Source organism: Mariniphaga anaerophila, from assembly GCF_900129025.1.
Lineage (GTDB): Bacteria > Bacteroidota > Bacteroidia > Bacteroidales > Prolixibacteraceae > Mariniphaga > Mariniphaga anaerophila.
Map to the genome: position 1 here is coordinate 224118 of NZ_FQUM01000007.1, position 19083 is coordinate 243200.

A 19083-nucleotide genomic window follows, 5' to 3' on the forward strand; every position below is an offset into this window, starting at 1 on the left:
AGTTTTACTTCAATCTAAAATTGACGCCTATCGGGAAAATTTACTTTTTGTTTACAATTAAATAGAAGGTAATGTTCAGGACAAATGCACTGAGCGACAATGAGCTCGTTCAACGTTTTATCGAAGGCGATCAAAATTCACTTGAATTTTTAATTCACCGCCATAAAAGCAGGGTGTATTCGTATATCTTGTTGATAGTGAAAAATCAGGAACTTGCGGAAGATATTTTTCAGGAAACATTTATAAAAGTCATACGTTCGCTCAAAAGAGGAAAGTATGTGGAGAACGGAAAGTTTGTTTCCTGGGTTTTGCGCATTTCGCACAATCTGATTATCGACCATTTCAGAAGGGAGAAACTTCAGGGAACCATTTCCAATGACAGTACTGAAGTGGATATTTTTAATTCGCAAAAGTTTTCTGATTTTACCATTGAAGACGAGATGGTGTACAGTCAGATTTTGAGCGAAGTAAAAGAGCTGGTAAAAGAGCTTCCCGACGATCAGCAGCAGGTAATTTATATGCGGCATTACATGGATCTCAGTTTTAAGGAAATTGCCGAGCAAACAGGAGTTAGCATAAATACTGCCTTGGGGCGTATGCGTTACGCATTGATTAACCTGCGTAAATTGATTAAACAGAAAAATCTGGAATTGACGCGGATTTAACACTTCTTAACACAATAACGGTAAGGGTGGAGGCGTTCTCTTGTAAATAATTTACTAAGAATGCCTATGATGAAAAATTCTACCTTGTTATTTGTTTTCAAAAAATTTTATCAAAATTCAGTCGAGAGTTCCAATATTCAAAGGAATGTAGCTGAAACTGATTTGTTTGAAATGAAAAGTGCAGTTTTTAATCCATCTGTGCAATCAATCCAAAAAATATTGGATTTTGCCCGCGCCTACGATGTTGTTGAAACCGAAGCGACAGGGTATGTGGAGATGATTTTAAATTAAAAAGAAATTTTTTTTGAGAAAAGAGGCGTCCGATGAGACGTCTTTTTTTTGCTCTTTTTTGCAGTGTCAGGGTGCGGATTAAATTTTTTTGTATATTTGATATCATTTTAATATCAATTTAGTTTAAATTTAATGTCATGGAAAAAGAATATAAAGGATTGTCTGGTTACTTGTTCGTTTTTCTGGAATTGCTCATTTTGGTATTTGTTGTTTTTGGTTTTATGAGAGGAATGGTGGTTCCCTCTGTGGTTTCGATAGCTTTATTTATTTTAATCGCTCCGGGGTTCACTGTAGTGGATCCGAATCAGAGTTGTGTGATGGTGCTGTTTGGCGCTTACCGCGGAACCATTAAAGTGAATGGTTTTTATTGGGTAAACCCGTTTTTCTCCAAGAAGAAGATTTCGTTGCGCGCGCGTAATTTCGACAGCGAACCCATTAAGGTGAACGACAAGCTGGGGAATCCCATTATGATTGGATTGGTGCTGGTTTGGAAGGTAGAGGAAACTTATCGTGCTGCTTTCGGGGTAAACGAATATGAAAACTTTGTGGTGGTGCAGAGTGAGGCAGCTTTGCGTAAGCTGGCCGGGCTTTATCCTTACGATAACATTGAAGACGAAAAGGCCAAGGTAACTCTTCGGGAAAGTACCGAGGAGGTAAATGATCAACTGGAAAAAGAGATAAGGGAACGGCTTGAAATTGCCGGGGTTCATGTTATTGAAGCGCGTATAAATTATATCGCTTATGCCCAGGAAATTGCCCGCGCAATGTTAAAACGGCAACAGGCCACGGCAATTGTAGCCGCACGGTTTAAAATTGTTGAAGGCGCAGTGAGCATGGTAGAGATGGCGTTAGACGAACTAAGCAGCAAGGAGATAGTGAATCTGGACGAAGAGAAAAAAGCTGCAATGGTGAGTAATCTGATGGTGGTTTTGTGTGGCGACAGAGATGCTGCCCCTGTTGTGAATACAGGAACATTGTATCAGTAATTTGCGGGGTTGGAAAAATCATGAAAGAGAGGTTGTTTTTTGATGGCTAAGAAAAAAACATTTGTATTGCGGATTGATCCGGAAATGATGCAGGCAGTTGAAAAGTGGGCTGCCGACGATTTTAGGAGTATTAACGGTCAACTGGAATGGATTATTCATAATGCATTAAAGGATGCAAAGCGGTTAAAACCTAAGGAGTAAAATATGAAACAGACCTATGTTTGCCCCAAGTGTGGCAATAAAAAAGCAGAGACAGACCAAATTCGTACAACAGGCGCCGGTTTTACCAGGTATTTCAATATTCAGAACCGGAGTTTTACCGCTGTTTCGTGCACGCGGTGTGGTTTCACAGAGTTTTACAGAACAGGCAAATCGGGTGGAGGTAGTAATGTCCTCGATTTTTTGACCAATTAGCAAATGGGAGGAAGCCTCGAATTGCCGATAGTCAAAACTTGTAGTCAGAAGAGTGGTTTAATTATACCAATTCTAAATTAGAACCGCCAGCAATTTTTTTTGGAAATATTGGAATTATACGGTTGATTGTTTTAATGCTAATAGTAGCAGGTGTTTGAAATCCTGAATTCGGTTTGTAGGCATTAATGAGTGCTCATTCCCGGGGTTCTTCTTCTCTCCCTTTTGATTTCCAGATTTTTTATTCGTTTTGAATTCTTTGGGTTCAATTTTTATATTTGATGTCTTTTTAAATTAAAAAGGAATCTGGTAGTATTGCAACTGCCGGAAAAAACTTAAGTAAATCAACCAATTTATTATTGATGACATGAGCATAAGAATGGAATTCACACCAAATTGAAGATGATCGAGACCATTCGAATTTCGTTTTTTTGCCATATAAAACAGACATTTTAAACAGATGGAAACTTACAAAATTATTGTTTTGGCCAAGCAGGTCCCTGACACCAGGAACGTGGGCAAAGATGCAATGAAGGCTGACGGAACTGTGAACAGGGCTGTTCTTCCTGCTATTTTTAATCCTGAAGATTTAAATGCGCTGGAACAGGCGTTGCGTATTAAAGATCAGTTTCCCGGCACTACGGTGAAACTGCTGACAATGGGGCCGGGGCGCGCGGCAGAAATTATTCGTGAAGGCTTATTTCGGGGTGCCGACGGAGGTGTGTTGCTTACCGACAGGGCGTTTGCAGGTTCCGACACACTGGCTACGTCGTATGCTCTGGGGCAGGCCTTGAAAAAAATGGGTAAAATCGACTTTGTTATTGCCGGCCGCCAGGCCATTGATGGTGATACCGCCCAGGTTGGTCCGCAGGTTGCCGAAAAACTGGGAATGCTTCAGGTTACTTACGTCGAAGAAGTAAAGGAGCTGAAAAAAGATACGATTGTATTGAAACGTCGCCTCGACCGGGGCGTGGAAACAGTGAAGTGCAAACTGCCCCTGGTAATGACAGTAAACGGCACTGCTCCCGAATGCCGGGTGCGCAATGCCAAGTTGCTCATGAAATACAAGTGGGCAAAAACAGTTACCGAACTTCAAAAAGAGAACGAAGATTATACGCATTTGTATAACGATCGTCCCGATTTGAATATCCCGGAATGGACAGTGACTGATATCGAAACAGATGCATCGCAGTTGGGGCTGAGTGGTTCGCCAACCAAGGTTAAATCCATCGAGAATGTGGTGCTGCAGGCAAAGGATTCAAAAATTATTTCCGACGCCGATTCTGATATCGAAAGCATGATGATAGAACTGATTAAAAGTCATACCATCGGGTAATTTACAACTGAAAAAATAGCAAAAGATGAATAACGTATTTGTTTATTGTGAGATAGAAGATGGTCAGGTGGCTGACGTTAGTCAGGAGCTGCTGACAAAAGGCAGGTCGCTGGCCAACGAGCTGAAATGTAACCTGGAAGCCATTGCAATCGGACATAAATTAGAGAATGTTGGCAGCGAAATTATTCCGTACGGCGTCGATACCTTGTATCTTGCCGACGACAAAAGGTTGTCGCCCTATCAAACGCTTCCTCATACCGCAATTGTAGTGAAGTTGTTTCAGGAACAAAAACCGCAAATTGCACTTATGGGAGCCTCTTCAATTGGTCGCGACCTGGGGCCGCGGGTGTCTTCTGCGTTGCACAGCGGTTTAACAGCCGATTGCACAAGCCTGGTTATTGGCGAACATTTCGATAAAAAAGCGAATAAAAATTACGAGAATCTACTGTACCAAATTCGTCCGGCTTTCGGCGGAAATATCATCGCAACCATTATTAACCCCGATTGCCGTCCGCAAATGGCGACGGTTCGCGAAGGGGTGATGAAAAAAAGTATTCTCGATCCCAAATACAAAGGGAAGATAGTTAATCTTGAGGTGCCGAAATATGTGAGCGATACCGATTTTGTGGTTGAGGTTGTTGAGCGGCACATGGAGAAAAGTAAGCTGAATATAAAAGGCTCACCAATTGTTGTAGCCGGAGGGTACGGCGTTGGCTCAAAAGAAAATTTCAGGCTGCTGCACGAATTGGCAGAAGTGCTTGGCGGCGAAGTTGGCGCCTCTCGCGCTGCTGTAGATGCCGGCTATGTGGAACACGAAAGGCAAATTGGGCAGACCGGTTTAACCGTTCGTCCGAAACTTTACATTGCATGCGGTATTTCCGGGCAGATTCAGCACCGTGCCGGAATGGATCAGTCGGCCCAGATTATTGCAATCAATACCGACCCGGAAGCGCCGATTAACGCAATTGCCGACTATGTAATTACCGGCGATATTGCTGAGATCGTTCCTAAAATGATTAAGTATTATAAAAAGAACACAAAATAATATCCAGTAAAATGGCAAATTTTTATACCGATAACAGCGAATTGAAATTCCATTTGAATCATCCGTTAATGGAAAAAATTGTTCGGTTAAAAGAACGGAATTTTTCTTTTAAGGACGAGTTTCAGTTTGCACCGCTTGATCACGAAGATGCAATGGATAACTACGAACGCGTACTTGAAATTGTAGGTGAAGTTTGCGGCGATATTATTGCCCCGAATGCCGAAGGAATTGATGCCGAAGGACCGCAGGTGGTCGATGGGCATGTGGTTTACGCATCGGGGACCAGTGAAAATCTGAAAGCACTCAACCAGGCAGGGTTGATGGGCATGTCGCTTCCGTATCAATACGAAGGATTGAACTTTCCCATTGTTCCCTATATAATGGCTGCCGATATTGTTTCGCGGGCCGATGCCGGTTTTGTAAATATCTGGGGTTTGCAGGATTGTGCCGAAACCATAAACGAATTTGCGTCGGAAGAACAGAAAGCGAAGTATCTTCCGCGTGTTTGCAAAGGCGACACCATGGCAATGGACCTGACAGAACCCGATGCAGGCTCCGATTTGCAGGCGGTTCAGTTAAAAGCTACCTGGGACGAGAAAAAGAATACCTGGCTGCTAAACGGCGTAAAACGTTTTATTACCAACGGAGATGGCGATATTTCCCTCGTGTTGGCACGCTCTGAACCGGGAACCAAAGACGGCCGCGGGCTTTCCATGTTTATTTACGACAAACAACAAGGAGGTGTAACGGTTCGGCGTATTGAGCACAAAATGGGGATTATCGGCTCGCCAACTTGTGAGCTGGTTTTCAGAAATGCCCCTGCTGAATTGGTGGGCTCCCGGAAACTCGGCCTCATTAAATATGTAATGGCGCTGATGAATGGTGCCCGCCTCGGAATTGCAGCGCAGTCGGTTGGCCTCTGTGAGGCTGCGTACCGCGAAGCGCTGGCATACGCCAAAGAGCGCATGCAGTTCGGAAAATCGATCATCCGGTTCCCTGCCGTATTTGAAATGTTGTCGATGATGAAAGCAAAACTGGATGCTTCTCGCACATTGTTGTACGAAACAGCACGTTTTGTTGATGTGTACAAAACTTACCAACACATTTCCGAAGAACGCAAACTGGAAAAAGAAGAACGGGACGAAATGAAACATTACCAGCGTTTGGCTGACATTTTTACCCCGCTGGCAAAAGGAATGTCCAGTGAGTTCGCTAATCAGCTTGCATACGATGCGGTTCAGATCCATGGCGGTTCGGGCTTCATGAAGGATTACCCGGTAGAGCGAATTTACCGCGACGCCCGAATCACTTCCATTTACGAAGGAACAACTCAGTTGCAGGTGGTAGCAGCAATCCGTGGCGTTACAACCGGAGCTTTCCTTACCCGGATAAGGCATTACGAAGCAGAACACGTTTCTCCGCAACTGGAATACCTTAAACGCTCGTTGATTATTTTAACAGACGAATACGAGCAGGCGGTGAAAAAAGTTACTTCGGCAGACGACAACGAATTTATTGATTTCCATGCGCGCCGTCTGGTCGAAATGGCAGGTCATATTATTATGAGTTATCTGCTGCTGCTTGATGCTAACCGCGAAGAATCGTTCCTGCGTTCGGCAAAAAATTACATCACTTTTGCCAAGGCACAGGTGAAAGCAAATGCTGAATACATTAGGGTTTCCGAATTAAGTGACATTGGAAACTACAAATTCGAACTGTAACGATTGCATTTGGTGACCAAGGTTCGTTGATCTTGTATTTCGCACTCGGCGGACATTACCTGGAGCTGCGGACTTTTAATTCTGAACGTGTCAACGTCTTTAAACTTGACAGCGTTAACAAAACAACATTAGGTTGCAAATTGCATTTTTAAAATACTCAGCCCTGTCAGAATTCAATTTCCGGCAGGGCTGAATTTTTTATGAGAAACTATTTTCAGTAGAATTTTTAATCCCTTTTGTTGAAGTTGTCTTTTCCGTAAAAAATGCGTCCGGTAATCAGTAGTCCGGCAAAAACAAAAATGGCAAAAACAAGGCTGCTTATAGCCAGCTGCATCCCGCCTGAAATAACGTGTCCGCTGGTACATCCTCCGGCCATGCGCGCGCCAAAAAGCATAATAAACCCGCCTGTAAACGACCAGCCCACGCGGGATATCCGGGAGTTATTTTTGAAGTTTTTCCAATTGTCGTGAATTAGTTGAATTTTAAACTGTTTGTTGATTAGCGAAATAACCAATCCCGACAACAACGCACCCAGCAAAAACAGCACCTCCCATCTTCCTGATTTCTGAATAGCCTGGAAGTAACTGTTTTCAGTAGCTCCCGCAAGCCAGTCGGCAACAAACGGAAAAGTAGTAGAAGCGCCTATTTGCCTGTCTGAAACGAACTTTGAAAATATCACGGTGTTCAGAATTGCCAGGCTTATTCCGGCAATCAGCCATTTCATGTCCTTTTTTGGCGTGTCTAATTTATGCGCAAGAAAAGAAATTCCGATGAACGTTGCCCCCAGTATCACCACGAGTACGTAGAATAAAACAGGGTTGCTTCCGGTGAGTGTATGCAGCGAAATTACACCGAGGTTTGGCCCCAGAAATCCTTGAATTGACGGCAACACAAGCGTGTAAACCAATCCGCCCAATAATCCTCCTGCAATTCCCCAAAAAGCGTCGGTTGAGCCCTGTCCCAAAGAAATTGCCAGCGTTCCGGGGCAATACCCAAGAATTGCCATGCCAATGCCAAAAATAATGCCGCCCACGGCAATCCCTCCCAGAATTAAGGGTTTGGTATGGTACGAGGCAAATCCCAGCCCTATTTCAATGTTGACTAGAATTACGCCAACACCAATTGCAACGGCAATGGCTTTGGCTACTGCCAGGTTGTTGAGGGTAGCCATACCGCTTATTGTGTTGAATTTATTCAGTTTTGCGTACTGTAACGCCGCTCCAAAAAGAAATCCAAGAATGATTGTAGTTACCATAATAATTTTGATTTTTTTGTAGTGAAACACAAAGTTAATCAATATTGTTCTATTTATTTTTCAGCGAATTGGGGCTGTCTGGCCTGAATGACAAAAAACAGTTGGCTGCGATATTAATTTTTTCCTCAAAATCTGCATTTTAAATACTACTTTCTATTTGCTGGTAATTTCTTTTTTTACTTTTGCACGCCATTTTATGAGGCGGCTTTTTTGGTTTATTACAGTTGGTACTCAGGAATTAAGATGGAAGTTCTTCAATTTAACTTATAGAAAACAGAGAACAATGACAGAAATAAGAAATATTGCGATCATCGCCCACGTTGACCACGGGAAAACAACACTTGTTGACCGTATGCTTTACCAGGTGAAGCTTTTTAGAGAAAACCAGAATATGGGGGAACTCATTCTCGATAACAATGATTTGGAACGTGAACGCGGAATTACGATCCTTTCGAAGAATGTTTCTATTCGGTATAAAGACACCAAAATCAATATTATTGATACCCCCGGTCACTCCGATTTCGGAGGAGAAGTAGAACGTGTGCTGAACATGGCCGATGGGGTTCTGCTCATTGTTGACGCTTTTGAAGGACCGATGCCTCAAACCCGGTTTGTTTTGCAAAAAGCGCTGGAGCTGGGCTTGAGACCTATTGTTGTGGTAAATAAAGTGGATAAACCCAACTGTACACCGGATATTGCCCAGGAAAAAGTTTTTGACCTGATGTTCAGTCTCGATGCATCGGAAGAACAACTCGATTTCCCGACGGTTTATGGTTCTGCCAAAGCAGGATGGATGGGACCCGACTGGAAAGAAGAAACCCAGGACATCAGCTACCTGCTGGATGTTATTCTGGATCATATTCCGCCGGCAAGACCCAAGGAAGGTACGTTGCAAATGCGCATCACATCTCTCGATTATTCTTCGTACACCGGCCGTATTGCGGTTGGAAAAATTACCCGTGGAGAATTGATTCCCGGCACGCCGGTTTCGCTGGTAAAACGCGATGGAAGCGTTGTTAAATCGTTGGCCAAAGAGGTTTATCTTTTTGAAGGACTGGGTAAGGAAAAAACAAAACAACCGATACCTTCCGGAGAAATTTGTGCTGTACTTGGTCTCGATGGTTTTGAAATTGGCGACACAATTGCAGATGCTCTCGAACCCGAAGGGTTGAAACCGATTCATGTGGATGAACCTACCATGAGCATGTTGTTTGTGGCCAACAATTCTCCGTTCTTCGGAAGAGACGGAAAATTTGTTACTTCCCGCCAGTTGCGCGAAAGGCTGTTTAAAGAAACAGAAAAAAACCTGGCATTGCGGGTGCAGGAAACCAATTCTGCCGACTCCTTTTTGGTGTTCGGACGTGGAATTTTGCACTTGTCAGTTTTGGTTGAAACCATGCGTCGCGAAGGATACGAAATGCAACTTGGACAGCCCAAGGTTATTATAAAAGAAGTTAACGGTGTTAAAAACGAGCCGATTGAATTACTTAGCGTTCAGGTTCCCGAAGAATTTTCAGGAAAGGTAATCGAATTGGTTACCCAGCGTAAAGGTGAGATTATGAACATCGAAGTAAAAGGCGATCGTTCAAACCTCGAATTTTCTATTCCTGCCCGTGGAATTATCGGATTGCGTAACCAGATGCTTACCGGTACAGAAGGAGAGGCAATCATGTCTCATCGTTTTAAAGGGTACGAACCCTGGAAAGGGCCTCTCGGTGTAGCACGCAACGGGGCGCTTATTTCTTTGGAAACAGGTACTGCAATTGCCTATTCCATCGACAAGATGCAGGATCGCGGCCGTTTCTTTGTAGACCCCGGAGAAGATGTTTACGCAGGTCAGGTAATTGGTGAATACACCAGACAAGACGACCTGACCATCAATATTATCCGTACGAAAAAGTTGACCAATATGAGGGCTGCCGGCTCCGACGATAAAGCAAGCATTGCTCCGGCCATTAAATTTTCGTTGGAAGAATCAATGGAATACATCAGAAACGACGAATATCTGGAAGTAACACCAAAGAACATGCGAATTCGGAAAATCCTTCTGAATGAACACGATAGGAAAAGGCAGGCGAAAGTTGTAGAAGAGTAGATTTGTTAATAACTTCTTAACGAAGTGTAAATATATATCACTATTTAGACATGTGATAAATTACAATTCCTGATTGTGCATTCCACATATTGGTTTTATTTTTAAGCAATTAATTTAAAAACCAATAGGAGATGTTCACCAAGGCTGTCAATCTGATTCTTTTGCTTGTTTTTACGGGCTCTGCAATTCTTGCCCAGGTTCCCACAAAATGGAGGGGGCCAAACGGAAACGGTGTTTATAACGACACCGGGTTGCTGAAAAAATGGCCGGCTTCCGGTCCAGAAATCATTTGGCACTTTGATGGCCTCGGGGAAGGACATTCATCTCCTGTTTTTGCCAATGGCGCAATTTACCTTTCGGGAATGGAGGAAACCACCGGCTACATTTATGTTTTGTCAACTGCCGGCGGTTTAAAATGGAAAGTTCCTTACGGCGAAGAGTTTCACGAAAGCTATCCGGGATCCCGTTCAACTCCTGTTATTGTTGGCGATTTGCTTTACATCTATTCGGGCCTTGGCGTTTTAACCTGCATGGATGCCAACAATGGAGATGTAAAATGGCGTAAAGACGTTTTTAAAGATTTCGACGGAAAAAACATCAGGTGGGGAGTTACAGAAACTCCTGTGGTAAATGATGACCTGATTTACATTACCCCGGGCGGGAAGAAGGACAACGTGGTTGCAATGAACCGTTTTGCCGGCGATCTGGTTTGGTCTTCGCCCGGGAAAGGCGAAACTTCGGCTTACTGTACGCCGCTTCTAATTGAGTTTCCCTCGCGAAAATTACTTGTAACCCACACTGCCGACCATATAATTGGCATCGATGCCAAAGACGGGAAAATGCTGTGGTCATACCCGCAAACAAATCGTTGGCAGGTTCATGCCAATACACCCATTTATTACAACGGCGGTTTATTCTGCTTTAGCGGCTACGGTCAGGGTGGCGTAAAGCTGGAGTTGACCGATGACGGAAGCAGCGTGGAAAAGGCCTGGTTCAACGATAAACTCGATAACCGGATTGGAGGAATGGTGCTTATTGAAGGCTATTTGTATGGCTCGGGTGACAATAACCGCCAGTGGCGTTGCGTGGACTGGAAAACCGGGGAAGAAAAATACGTATCCACAGACATTGGTAAAGGAGTTACAGTTGCTGCCGATGGTATGTTGTTTTGCTACAGCGAACGGGGCGAACTTGCCCTGGTGGAAGCTACTCCTGCTGGGTTTAATCCAACGGGTAAAACCAAAGTCGAACTGGGTTCTGCACAGCATTGGGCGCATCCTGTGGTTAACGATGGAAAGTTATACCTGAGGCACGGAAATACCCTGATTGCTTACAAAGTAAAATAGACTCAGAATTAGTTATTATGATTAATAATCTACCAAATATAAAACGATGAAAATTGTTCTGTGGAGCGTTGTGTTGGTGGCATTTGTTTTTACTTCTGAAGCACAGGTAATACAGTGGCGGGGCCCTAACCGCGACGGGAAGTTCCCTGAAACCGGGCTTTTGAAAGAGTGGCCTGAAGCAGGGCCTGATTTGATTCTGGAAACCGAAGGAATCGGGAAAGGGTGGTCGTCTCCCATTCTGGCTGATAATATGATTTATACAACCGGAATGATTGATACTCTCGATTACCTGACTGCAATGGATTTGCAGGGCAATGTAAAATGGCAGGTCTCCTACGGGAGATCCTGGAATCAGTCGTTTCCCGATACCCGCTGCACCCCCGTGGTGGACGGCGACAAAATTTATGTACAGAGCGGAACCGGCCGTGTTGCGTGCATCCAACGCGAAACCGGGAAGGAAGTCTGGGCAGTTAATGTCGATACAAAATTTCATGGCGAATACCATTTGTGGGGAAATTCAGAAACTCCGCTGATTGTAGATGATTTGGTAATTTGTTCCCCGGGCGGTCACGAAACAAGCATTATTGCGTTGAATAAATTCACCGGCGAAACAGCATGGGAAACAAAATCCGTCGGCGGGCCGCGCGCTTATGCTTCTGCTACTATATACGAATACAGGAACTTCCGGTATATTCTGGCGGTAACCGGAACGCATCTTCTGGCCATAAAACCCGAAAAAGGAGAAGTAGCATGGAATTATAAATATTATAATCCCGATTTGTGGGACAGAGAAGGTCTTATCTGGACCAACACTCCGGTTTTTAATGACGATGAGATTTTTCTGACCATGGGGTACGATTATTTTGCCGTGATGCTGAAAATGGATTCCACCGGAACATCCGTGTCTGAGAAGTTTATAGACCACACCCTCGATAATCACCACCACGGCGTGATTTTGCACGACGGGCATTTGTACGGTTCAAACTGGTACGATAACCGGCGAGGCCGCTGGGTTTGTATGGTTTGGGATACCGGAGAAATCAAATATGTAGACGACTGGGATACCAAAGGTGCGCTGGTAATGGCCGACGAAATGTTGTATGCATATAACGAGCGGGGAAATGTAGGGCTGGTAAAACCAACTCCCAACGGCTTTGAAGTGGTCAGTCAGTTCCGAATTACCAAAGGTGCAGGCCCGCATTGGGCGCATCCTTTTATTTCCGATGGTAAACTACTCATGCGGCACGGCGATGTGTTGCTCGTTTTTGATATCAAAGGAAATTAGCTGAAGTGCGAAAAGCAGCCCTTTCTGTTTTTTTAGTGCAGCAGTTTTGAAAGACTGCTTTCGCAGTTTGTATTCAGAAAAAAAATGAAAAGCAGTCAAATCATAAAAGCGACCTCTTACTCCCTGGCGATTATTTTCGTCGGGCTTCTGATCTGGTGGTTGCAGACTGATCCAACCAGCGATTTTGAGGTGAGCCTGGATGGTGCCGATAACCGTGGTTCGGGAGCCGAAGCTCAGGATGTAAAAATAGGTGAGTATTTTAAACAGTTTGCCGACGATTATACCGAAATGTCTGAAACCTGGCCACGTTTCCGGGGGGCGGATTTTGATAACATTTCCAAATCGCCGGTGAAACTTATTGACAGGTTTGGCGCTGAGGGGCCGAAAATAGTTTGGTCGAAAGAGTTGGGCGAAGGGCATTCGGGAGCAGCCATATACAAAGGGTTGGTTTATGTTCTCGATTACGATGAAGAGGAACGCGCAGATATGTTGCGGTGCTACTCGTTGCTCACGGGAAAAGAGATGTGGGTTCGCGGATATACGTTGAATGTGAAACGTAATCACGGCATGTCCCGAACGATTCCTGCAATAACAGAAGATTATATTCTTTCAATGGGCCCCATGTGCCATGTAATGTGTCTCGACAGGGAAACCGGAGATTTGCGTTGGGGCCTGGATGTGGCAAAAGAGTACCAGTCGGAAGTGCCTTTGTGGTACACCGGGCAGTGTCCGCTTATTGATGATGGCAAAGCTATTATCGCTACCGGCGGGAATGCTTTGTTGGTGGCTATCGATTGTGAGACCGGCGAAAAAATATGGGAAACGCCCAATCCCGAAGGTTGGAAAATGTCGCACTCTTCTGTGATGCCGTTTACTTTTGGCGGGCAAAAAATGTACGTTTACAGCGCCATTGGAGCATTGGTTGGTGTGGCTGCAGATGGCGCTAATGCCGGCGAAATTCTTTGGCAAACCACCGTTTGGAACCACTCGGTTGTGGCTCCTTCTCCGGTTTGCATGCCCGACGGGAAAATATTTATGACGGCAGGCTACGGCGCAGGAAGTATGATGGCACAGCTCTCGGAAAGCAACGGGAATTTTTCCATTGAAGTACTCTCTAAATACCCTCCGCGCGACGGATTGGCTTGTGAACAGCAAACCCCGTTGTATTGGGACGGCCATCTTTTGGGAATAATGCCCAAAGACGGCGGGCCGAACCGAAACCAGTTGATTTGCGTAAATCCCGATAATCCGCAGGAAATGGTCTGGACCAGCGGAACAGAAACCCGGTTTGGATTGGGACCTTATTTTATTGCCGACGGAAAACTGTTTATTCTGTCTGACAACGGGACGCTTACTATTGCCCGGCCGGATGTGAAAAAGTACATTCAGCTCGACCAGGCAAAAGTTATTGAAGACGGACACGATGCCTGGGCGCCTTTTGCTCTTGCAAACGGCTACCTGGTAATGCGCGATTCGAAAACGATGGTCTGTATAGATTTGAACGTTAAATGAAAAAAATGAAGAACAAAGGAATTATCATTTTTCTTCTCCTCCTGGTGGTTGTAATCGTGGCGGTTTTGGTTGTCGATTTTATTTCCGACAGGCCGGATCGCAGCAATCCAAATCCGTTTGCCTATAACGTGGAAGAATTTAAAAACGTTGCTCCCGAGCTGATTCTTTATAAAGAATCGAAAAATTTCAGAATTGGTTTTGAAGAGCCGGTTGCCGTCGCCATTCAAAATAACAAACTATACATTGCCGGCGACAAAGAGTTGAAAGTTGTTGATTTGTCGGGTAAACTGCTGGCGAATTTTCCATTGCCCGAAAAACCCCTTGCGGTGGAAGTTTTTCAGCATGAAATTTTTGTTGCCGTTAAAAATAAAATTTTGATGTTTGATGAAACAGGCAATGCGTTAAGTGAATGGCCGGTTCCGGGAAACAACTCATTAATAACTGCGGTTGCTGCTGATAACAACAATGTTTTTGTGGCAGACGCCGGAATGCGAAAGGTGATTCGTTATTCAAAAAATGGCGAGATGCTGGGAGAGTTTGATGGCAAAGCCGAAGAGGGCGCTTTGCACGGATTTATTGTTCCAAGCCCGTGTTTCGACCTCGATATTAATGACCAGGAAGAACTTTGGGTGGTTAATCCAGGCCTGCACGCGCTGGAAAATTATACTTACGACGGGCAGTTGCGTACCTATTGGAAAAGCACGGGCGTGAATCTGGAAGGGTTCAGTGGTTGCTGCAACCCGTCGCATTTTACTTTTTTAAGCGATGGCCGTTATGTAACCAGCGAAAAAGGCCTGGTTCGGATAAAAACATACAAGCGATCGGGTGAGTTTGAAGGAGTGGTTGCAGCGCCTGCAAAGTTTGTGGACGAAGGCAGGGCGCCCGATGTGGCTGCCGACAGCAATGACAATATTTATGCGCTCGATTTTGATAAAAAAATAATTCGGGTTTTTGAACCAAAATAATATGGACCGAAAAGAATTTTTAAAAACCGGAGGCAGGATTTTAATCCTTGGCGGAATGGCAGCCACCACCGGATACCTGGTTGTCCGGAAAAAAGTGGATGCTACGTGTTCGGTATCGCCGGCCTGTCAAAGGTGCGGTAAATTCGCAAAATGTGAATTGCCACAGGCAAAGGAGGTGAAAGATGGAAAAAGAGAGTAAGTCGAAAAACCGGAGGGAGTTTATTCAGAGCGGCGTGCGGTTGTCGTTGGCAATGGCGCTGGGCAGTGTCAGTGGGTTGGCGCTCAGTAAAGTGGTAAAAGATGACTACGTCTGGCAAATCGATCCTTTTGAATGCACCCAGTGCGGCCGTTGCGCCACTGATTGTGTGATGAGCCCTTCGGCAGTTAAATGCGTTCATGCCTACGATTTGTGCGGCTATTGCGATTTGTGTGGCGGCTATTTAAAACCCGACTCCAACGCATTGAGCACTGCTGCCGAAAATCAACTTTGCCCCACTGCCGCCATCGAACGAAAATTTATTGAGGAGCCTTATTTCGAATATATTATTAACGAAGATTTGTGTATCGGATGCGCCAAATGTGTAAAAGGGTGTACTGCTTTCGGAAACGGCTCGTTGCATTTGCAGATAATCCACAGCATTTGCGATAATTGTAACGATTGTTCCATCGCCCGCGTTTGCCCGTCGAATGCAATAAAAAGGGTGCCGGCCAGTGAAGCGTATTTCATAAAAGGTGACTTTACTAAAAAATCGGAATCCTGAACAATGAAAAAACTGAAGTACATATTCTGGACTGTTGCTTTTGTGGTGTTGTACGTGGCCGCGTCGGCTCAGCAACAGCGTTTTCCAAAACCGGAGTTCGAATCCGGGTACGAACAGCCGACAACAATTACACCGGAGCCTCGTGCGCTGTCACTGGAGTATTTCGATGTGCTGGTTTTGCTGGTTGTCCTTTCTCTTGCTTCGTGGCTGGTCTTAAAAAAACGCTCGCGGCAGGGAGTTTTGTGGCTTTCGGTATTTACGCTTATTTACTTCGGCTTTTACCGGGATGGCTGCATCTGTTCCATTGGTGCAATTCAAAATGTCACGCTTTCTTTTTTCGATCCGGCTTATGCCATTTCGCTCACGGCACTGCTGTTCTTCCTGCTACCACTGGCTTTTACGCTGTTTTTCGGCCGTACATTCTGTGCCGGTGCCTGCCCGTTGGGCGCTATTCAGGATTTAATAATTATCAAGCCCATTAGTTTGCCCAAATGGCTGAACAAAACGTTGGGGCTGATTCCATACATATATCTTTCGCTGGCGGTACTTTTTGCTGCCACGGGCACCGACTTTATTATTTGTCGATACGACCCGTTTGTGGGCATTTTTCGCATGGAAGCGAAATTTCACATGGCTGTTTTGGGCGTTAGTTTTTTACTGATGGGAATGTTTGTGGCGCGTCCTTATTGCCGGTTTTTTTGCCCTTACGGTGTTTTGCTGAGTTGGATGTCGCGTTTTTCCAAGTGGCATCTTTCCATTACTCCGTCAGCGTGCATTCAGTGTAAATTGTGTACCAACTCGTGCCCGTTCGATGCCATTGATTACCCGACCAACGAAAAAGAGGTGGTAAAATCCGGCCTCGGCCCGAAACGTTTTCTTGTTTACGCGGTGCTAATTCCGGTTTGGGTAGCTGCCGGCGTGTTTGTCGGGGAACGTACTCATACCTGGTTGTCAAAAGCCAATCCGGATGTTTACCTGGCGGAACTGCTTATTTCCAATCCTGAAATTAAAAACGACCCCGATAACATCGATGTACAAACTTTTCTGGCATCCGGAAAAACCATGGAACCCTTGGTGGAAGAGGCAAAAATCATCCGTGGAAAATTTTATATCGGAAGCATGATTGCCGGAGGATTTCTGGGGCTGGTAATTGGAATGACGCTGCTGAATACGATTGTTTTCAGAAAACGTCAGGATTATTTGCCGCATAAAGGAAACTGTTTCAGTTGTGCGCGCTGTGTGGATTATTGCCCGGTAGAAAAATAAAAAGGATCAATAGTTTGAAAAAAGAACAATAAGCAATTATAAACGAAATGACCAACAACGATAAATTAAAACTTGCACAAAATGTAGCTGTAATTTCCGGTGTTTTTTGCACCGTGCTGGCTTTGTTGTTGCTGCTTAATTTTTGGCAGTTTTCCAAAAACGATCCCGTTGAAAGCCAGGCGCTGGATGTGCTTGTTCAGCGGCTGAAAGAAGAACCCAATAATGATGGGCTGAAAAACGAAATCAGAAATTACGATTTGCTGGCACGCAAAGCTTATTTTAACAGTCAGTGGCAGGTAAAAACCGGCGCTTTTCTGTTGTTGTTGGGAGCCGTTGTGCTTGCTTTTGCGCTCAGGGTTTATTACTCGCTGAAAGCAAAAATTGAAGAGCCCGAAAAAGTTTTGGAAAATGAAATAGCCAGCAGGATTCTGGCTCAGAAAGGTGTTCTGATTGTTGGGGCAGTGCTTTTTGCCGTTGCCATTGTTGCGTCGTTTTCAACCGTTAATTATTTGGAAAAGTACGACTGGCAAAATGCTGTTGTTGAAGCGCCTGCCCAATCGGTTGACGAAGGAATTGAAGTGATTGATATTGCAGAAAATGTGCCTCAGAAAGAGGAGATTGTCGAAAATAATCCTCCGAAGGAAGTAGTGGATGAAACACCCGAGGTTCAGGCAATTGATGCAGAAACACCTGTCGCGGCGCCTGCGCCTGCCCCGGAAAAAGTTGTAGCAGAAAAACCTGCCGCTGCGTTTACTGCAGATCTTGTAAAACGAAACCACAACTCTTTTCGTGGGCCATTCGGTCAGGGAATCAGTTATTGTAAAAATATCCCGACGCAGTGGGATGGTGCTGCTGGAGCAAATATTCTCTGGAAATCTCCGATTCCCAAGCACGGGTACAATTCGCCGGTGGTTTGGGGCGACAAGGTGTTTGTAGCCGGTGCCGATAACCAGACCCGGGAGGTATACTGTTTCAACGGTAATAATGGAAAATTACTTTGGACAGGCAAAGCCGACAATATTCCGGGCTCTCCGTCTTCACCGCCCCGCGTCACCGAGGATACAGGTCTTTCGGCGCCAACAGTTACTACCGACGGGCAGCGGGTGTTTGCCATTTTTGCTACCGGAGATGTGGCCGCTTTCAATATGGATGGCGACCGGGTCTGGGCGAAGAATCTGGGCGTGCCTGATAATCATTACGGACATTCATCTTCGCTCATTGTATGGGACAATAAGCTTATTATCCAATACGATACAAATAAAAGCGGACGGGTGTTGGCGTTGAACACAGCCACTGGTGAACCGGTGTGGGATACCGCCCGCAGTTCAAAAATTTCCTGGGCCAGCCCGGTGCTTGCTCAGGTTGACGGCAAATACCAGGTGGTTCTTACCGCTGATCCCATTGTGGCAGGATACGATGTTCAGACCGGAAAAGAGCTTTGGTCAGTGGAATGTATGATGGGAGAAGTTGGCCCTTCTGTCGGGTATTCCGACGGTGTGGTTTACGCCGCCAACGAATACGCAACATTGGCCGCCATCAATATTAAAACACAGGAAATTCTTTGGGAAGAAGATATGTTTTTGCCGGAAGCTGCCAGTCCGCTGGCGCACGAAGGACTGCTTTTTATTGCAACAAGTTACGGGGTGCTGGTGTGTTACGATGCCAAAACAGGTGAAGAATACTGGGAGCACGACGTGGGCAAAACACTTTATTCATCGCCTGTTTATGCCGATGGTAAACTGTTTATGATGGATAACGACGGGGTGATGCGCATTTATGAATTTGCCAAAGAAATGAAATTAATTGCCGAGAACAAGTTGGGCGAAAACGCAGGAACAACTCCGGCTTTTGTGGACGGAAGAATTTATATCAGAGGAGAAGATAATTTGTATTGCATCGGTAAATAGTAAATTCGAAGTAGAGCGTCCTGAAAATTAAACATTATGGGAAAGAAAACAACACTGTTTATTTCAGTTTTATTGATTCTGGCGGGCATTATCATTTATGTGTTATTAAAGGATTCAAACACAAAAATGGATGAGGAGCTTATTGGCTTTTTCTCCGGAATTTGTTTTGGCGCTGGTGTTATATTGCCCGTGAGACTGTTTTTTGATAAGAAGAAAAAATAGGAACCGGTGCTTTT

18 protein-coding genes are annotated in these 19083 nt (G+C 44.9%); 17 read left to right on the top strand and 1 reads right to left on the bottom strand.

Annotated features, from left to right (window positions below; all coding sequences use genetic code 11):
- Positions 1 to 71: 71 nt before the first annotated feature.
- The 7 genes from BUB08_RS15400 to BUB08_RS15435 all read left to right on the top strand — a co-directional run bounded on the left by BUB08_RS15400 (position 72) and on the right by BUB08_RS15435 (position 6455).
- A complete protein-coding gene (locus tag BUB08_RS15400; RefSeq protein WP_073002780.1) occupies positions 72 to 665 on the top strand; it encodes an RNA polymerase sigma factor in 594 nt (197 codons plus the stop codon).
- 428 nt (positions 666 to 1093) lie between these two features.
- Positions 1094 to 1942 (top strand): SPFH domain-containing protein, encoded by an 849-nt coding sequence (locus BUB08_RS15410; RefSeq protein ID WP_073002782.1) that lies wholly within the window; start codon positions 1094 to 1096, stop codon positions 1940 to 1942.
- 42 nt (positions 1943 to 1984) lie between these two features.
- Complete coding sequence (locus tag BUB08_RS15415; RefSeq protein ID WP_073002783.1) at positions 1985 to 2143, top strand: type II toxin-antitoxin system antitoxin; 159 nt, start codon at positions 1985 to 1987, stop codon at positions 2141 to 2143.
- A gap of 3 nt (positions 2144 to 2146) precedes the next feature.
- The gene (locus BUB08_RS15420; protein WP_073002784.1) at positions 2147 to 2356 is read left to right on the top strand and encodes a zinc ribbon domain-containing protein; all 210 of its coding nucleotides are present in this window, start codon (positions 2147 to 2149) and stop codon (positions 2354 to 2356) included.
- 457 nt (positions 2357 to 2813) lie between these two features.
- Positions 2814 to 3689 carry an electron transfer flavoprotein subunit beta/FixA family protein gene (locus BUB08_RS15425; RefSeq protein ID WP_073002785.1) on the top strand — a complete coding sequence of 292 codons (876 nt, stop codon included), beginning with the start codon at positions 2814 to 2816 and terminating at the stop codon, positions 3687 to 3689.
- 25 nt (positions 3690 to 3714) lie between these two features.
- On the top strand, positions 3715 to 4734 hold the full coding sequence (locus tag BUB08_RS15430) for an electron transfer flavoprotein subunit alpha/FixB family protein (RefSeq protein ID WP_073002786.1): 1020 nt from the start codon (positions 3715 to 3717) through the stop codon (positions 4732 to 4734).
- A gap of 11 nt (positions 4735 to 4745) precedes the next feature.
- On the top strand, positions 4746 to 6455 hold the full coding sequence (locus BUB08_RS15435; protein ID WP_073002787.1) for an acyl-CoA dehydrogenase family protein: 1710 nt from the start codon (positions 4746 to 4748) through the stop codon (positions 6453 to 6455).
- 226 nt (positions 6456 to 6681) lie between these two features.
- On the opposite strand, the gene BUB08_RS15440 is transcribed toward BUB08_RS15435, so the two are convergent.
- On the bottom strand, positions 6682 to 7710 hold the full coding sequence (locus tag BUB08_RS15440) for a YeeE/YedE thiosulfate transporter family protein (RefSeq protein ID WP_083570808.1): 1029 nt from the start codon (positions 7708 to 7710) through the stop codon (positions 6682 to 6684).
- Positions 7711 to 7993: 283 nt separating this feature from the next.
- Here BUB08_RS15440 and typA point away from each other — a divergent pair, with 283 nt between their 5' ends.
- The 10 genes from typA to BUB08_RS15490 all read left to right on the top strand — a co-directional run bounded on the left by typA (position 7994) and on the right by BUB08_RS15490 (position 19069).
- Positions 7994 to 9805: a translational GTPase TypA gene (typA, locus tag BUB08_RS15445; protein ID WP_073002840.1), complete on the top strand. Its 1812-nt coding sequence runs from the start codon at positions 7994 to 7996 to the stop codon at positions 9803 to 9805.
- Positions 9806 to 9936: 131 nt separating this feature from the next.
- Positions 9937 to 11151: an outer membrane protein assembly factor BamB family protein gene (locus BUB08_RS15450; RefSeq protein ID WP_073002788.1), complete on the top strand. Its 1215-nt coding sequence runs from the start codon at positions 9937 to 9939 to the stop codon at positions 11149 to 11151.
- Positions 11152 to 11197: 46 nt separating this feature from the next.
- Positions 11198 to 12436, top strand: coding sequence for an outer membrane protein assembly factor BamB family protein (locus BUB08_RS15455; RefSeq protein ID WP_073002789.1), 1239 nt, complete (start codon positions 11198 to 11200; stop codon positions 12434 to 12436).
- An 84-nt stretch (positions 12437 to 12520) separates the two neighbouring features.
- Entirely contained in the window at positions 12521 to 13948 is a 1428-nt protein-coding gene (locus BUB08_RS15460) for an outer membrane protein assembly factor BamB family protein (protein WP_073002790.1), read from the top strand.
- A 5-nt stretch (positions 13949 to 13953) separates the two neighbouring features.
- Positions 13954 to 14913, top strand: coding sequence for an NHL repeat-containing protein (locus BUB08_RS15465; protein ID WP_139249741.1), 960 nt, complete (start codon positions 13954 to 13956; stop codon positions 14911 to 14913).
- A 1-nt stretch (position 14914) separates the two neighbouring features.
- The gene (locus BUB08_RS15470) at positions 14915 to 15112 is read left to right on the top strand and encodes a hypothetical protein (protein ID WP_073002792.1); all 198 of its coding nucleotides are present in this window, start codon (positions 14915 to 14917) and stop codon (positions 15110 to 15112) included.
- Complete coding sequence (locus BUB08_RS15475; protein ID WP_073002793.1) at positions 15096 to 15674, top strand: 4Fe-4S dicluster domain-containing protein; 579 nt, start codon at positions 15096 to 15098, stop codon at positions 15672 to 15674. The genes BUB08_RS15470 and BUB08_RS15475 overlap by 17 nt, the downstream gene beginning before the upstream one ends.
- Before the next feature lie 3 nt (positions 15675 to 15677).
- Positions 15678 to 16940 (top strand): 4Fe-4S binding protein, encoded by a 1263-nt coding sequence (locus tag BUB08_RS15480; protein WP_073002794.1) that lies wholly within the window; start codon positions 15678 to 15680, stop codon positions 16938 to 16940.
- Positions 16941 to 16987: 47 nt separating this feature from the next.
- Positions 16988 to 18847 carry an outer membrane protein assembly factor BamB family protein gene (locus tag BUB08_RS15485; protein ID WP_073002795.1) on the top strand — a complete coding sequence of 620 codons (1860 nt, stop codon included), beginning with the start codon at positions 16988 to 16990 and terminating at the stop codon, positions 18845 to 18847.
- A 36-nt stretch (positions 18848 to 18883) separates the two neighbouring features.
- Positions 18884 to 19069 (top strand): hypothetical protein, encoded by a 186-nt coding sequence (locus BUB08_RS15490; RefSeq protein ID WP_073002796.1) that lies wholly within the window; start codon positions 18884 to 18886, stop codon positions 19067 to 19069.
- Positions 19070 to 19083: the final 14 nt, after the last annotated feature.

What these genes read in the sequence shown, in the direction of transcription:
- BUB08_RS15400 (WP_073002780.1), top strand. Translation starts at nt 72, where the DNA reads ATGTTCAGGACAAATGCACTGAGCGACAATGAGCTCGTTCAACGTTTT.
- BUB08_RS15410 (WP_073002782.1), top strand. Translation starts at nt 1,094, where the DNA reads ATGGAAAAAGAATATAAAGGATTGTCTGGTTACTTGTTCGTTTTTCTG.
- BUB08_RS15415 (WP_073002783.1), top strand. Translation starts at nt 1,985, where the DNA reads ATGGCTAAGAAAAAAACATTTGTATTGCGGATTGATCCGGAAATGATG.
- BUB08_RS15420 (WP_073002784.1), top strand. Translation starts at nt 2,147, where the DNA reads ATGAAACAGACCTATGTTTGCCCCAAGTGTGGCAATAAAAAAGCAGAG.
- BUB08_RS15425 (WP_073002785.1), top strand. Translation starts at nt 2,814, where the DNA reads ATGGAAACTTACAAAATTATTGTTTTGGCCAAGCAGGTCCCTGACACC.
- BUB08_RS15430 (WP_073002786.1), top strand. Translation starts at nt 3,715, where the DNA reads ATGAATAACGTATTTGTTTATTGTGAGATAGAAGATGGTCAGGTGGCT.
- BUB08_RS15435 (WP_073002787.1), top strand. Translation starts at nt 4,746, where the DNA reads ATGGCAAATTTTTATACCGATAACAGCGAATTGAAATTCCATTTGAAT.
- BUB08_RS15440 (WP_083570808.1), bottom strand. Translation starts at nt 7,710, where the DNA reads ATGGTAACTACAATCATTCTTGGATTTCTTTTTGGAGCGGCGTTACAG.
- typA (WP_073002840.1), top strand. Translation starts at nt 7,994, where the DNA reads ATGACAGAAATAAGAAATATTGCGATCATCGCCCACGTTGACCACGGG.
- BUB08_RS15450 (WP_073002788.1), top strand. Translation starts at nt 9,937, where the DNA reads ATGTTCACCAAGGCTGTCAATCTGATTCTTTTGCTTGTTTTTACGGGC.
- BUB08_RS15455 (WP_073002789.1), top strand. Translation starts at nt 11,198, where the DNA reads ATGAAAATTGTTCTGTGGAGCGTTGTGTTGGTGGCATTTGTTTTTACT.
- BUB08_RS15460 (WP_073002790.1), top strand. Translation starts at nt 12,521, where the DNA reads ATGAAAAGCAGTCAAATCATAAAAGCGACCTCTTACTCCCTGGCGATT.
- BUB08_RS15465 (WP_139249741.1), top strand. Translation starts at nt 13,954, where the DNA reads ATGAAGAACAAAGGAATTATCATTTTTCTTCTCCTCCTGGTGGTTGTA.
- BUB08_RS15470 (WP_073002792.1), top strand. Translation starts at nt 14,915, where the DNA reads ATGGACCGAAAAGAATTTTTAAAAACCGGAGGCAGGATTTTAATCCTT.
- BUB08_RS15475 (WP_073002793.1), top strand. Translation starts at nt 15,096, where the DNA reads ATGGAAAAAGAGAGTAAGTCGAAAAACCGGAGGGAGTTTATTCAGAGC.
- BUB08_RS15480 (WP_073002794.1), top strand. Translation starts at nt 15,678, where the DNA reads ATGAAAAAACTGAAGTACATATTCTGGACTGTTGCTTTTGTGGTGTTG.
- BUB08_RS15485 (WP_073002795.1), top strand. Translation starts at nt 16,988, where the DNA reads ATGACCAACAACGATAAATTAAAACTTGCACAAAATGTAGCTGTAATT.
- BUB08_RS15490 (WP_073002796.1), top strand. Translation starts at nt 18,884, where the DNA reads ATGGGAAAGAAAACAACACTGTTTATTTCAGTTTTATTGATTCTGGCG.